Source organism: Serratia sp. N21D137 (genome assembly GCF_047530005.1).
GTDB lineage: Bacteria > Pseudomonadota > Gammaproteobacteria > Enterobacterales > Enterobacteriaceae > Chania > Chania fonticola_B.
In genome coordinates this window covers 1-1,186 of the sequence record NZ_JBLJAJ010000107.1, presented here as the reverse complement: position 1 = coordinate 1,186, position 1,186 = coordinate 1, and the positions used below count along the sequence as shown (strand labels likewise).

Here is a 1,186-nt window from a genome sequence, read left to right as displayed (position 1 = left end):
CCGGGCTAAGACCACCACAGGCACTGTGGCGACGCCAGCGATTGTAATCGCACTCGATATAATTAAACACAGTCGTTCGCATCATTTCCCGACTGGCAAAGTGCTCGCCGTGGATACATTCCACTTTCAGTGAGTGGAAGAAGCTTTCCGCACAGGCATTGTCGTAACAACAGCCTTTAGCGCTCATACTGCCACGCAGATTATGGCGTTTCAGTAAGGTCTGATAATCCACCGAACAGTACTGGCTGCCTCTGTCTGTATGAACAATGACATTTTCCGGGCGTTTACGCCGCCACAGCGCCATTTGCAATGCATCGCACGCCAGTTGCGCCGTCATCCGCGAAGACATCGACCAGCCGATGACGGCTCGTGACCACAGGTCAATCACTACCGCCAGGTAAAGCCAGCCTTCATCAGTGCGAAGATAGGTGATGTCTCCCGCCCATTTCTGATTCGGCTCACAGGCGGTAAAGTCCTGTTTCAACAGGTTTTTTGATACCGGCAAACCATGCTCACGGTAACTGACCGGCCTGAAACGGCGCGAGGCCTTTGCACGCAGCCCCTGACGCCGCAGGCTGGCTGCAATGGTTTTGACGTTGTACGCCGGAAGCTCATCAGCAAGACGCGGCGCACCATAGCGCTGTTTGGCGTCATTGAATGCCTGTCGAACGGCATCATCGCAGACAAGACGGAACTGCTGACGCGGGATTATCTGATAACGACGCAGACGCCAGGCATACCAGCCGCTGCGGGCGACGCGGAGCACCCGACACATGGCTTTGATGCTGAACTCAGCCTGATGTTTTTCGATAAAGACATACTTCATTTCAGGCGCTTCGCGAAGTATGTCGCGGCCTTTTGGAGAATGGCTAACTCTTCAGCCTGTTCTGCCAACTGACGTTTGAGCCGGGCATTTTCGGCAGCCAGTTCGCTTTCACGCTCGGATGATGTCAGTTGCTGTTGTTGTTTGCTTCGCCAGGTATAAAGTTGCGATTCGTAGAGACCGAGTTCGCGCGCGGCTGCGGCCACACCAATACGTTGAGCGAGCTTAAGCGCTTCGGCCCGAAAGGCAGGCGTGTGTTGTTTGCGGGGCTTGTTTTTCGTTGTTAATGGTTTAGTCATGAGTCACCTCTGAGTTACGAGTTTACTCACTTAATACCGTGTCCACTATTACTGGGTAAGATCA

General features: G+C 53.5%; 1 protein-coding gene. It reads right to left on the bottom strand.

Annotation, left to right across the window (positions count from 1 at the left end; all coding sequences use genetic code 11):
- Positions 1–1,122, bottom strand: a protein-coding gene (locus tag ACMV5H_RS25530; RefSeq protein ID WP_414822803.1) for an IS3 family transposase whose coding sequence is annotated in 2 segments (ribosomal slippage) — positions 1–864 and positions 864–1,122 — 1,123 coding nt annotated over the 2 segments. Because the reading frame shifts where the segments join, the coding sequence is not laid out codon by codon here. This gene is flagged as partial in the annotation.
- Positions 1,123–1,186 lie beyond the last annotated feature (64 nt).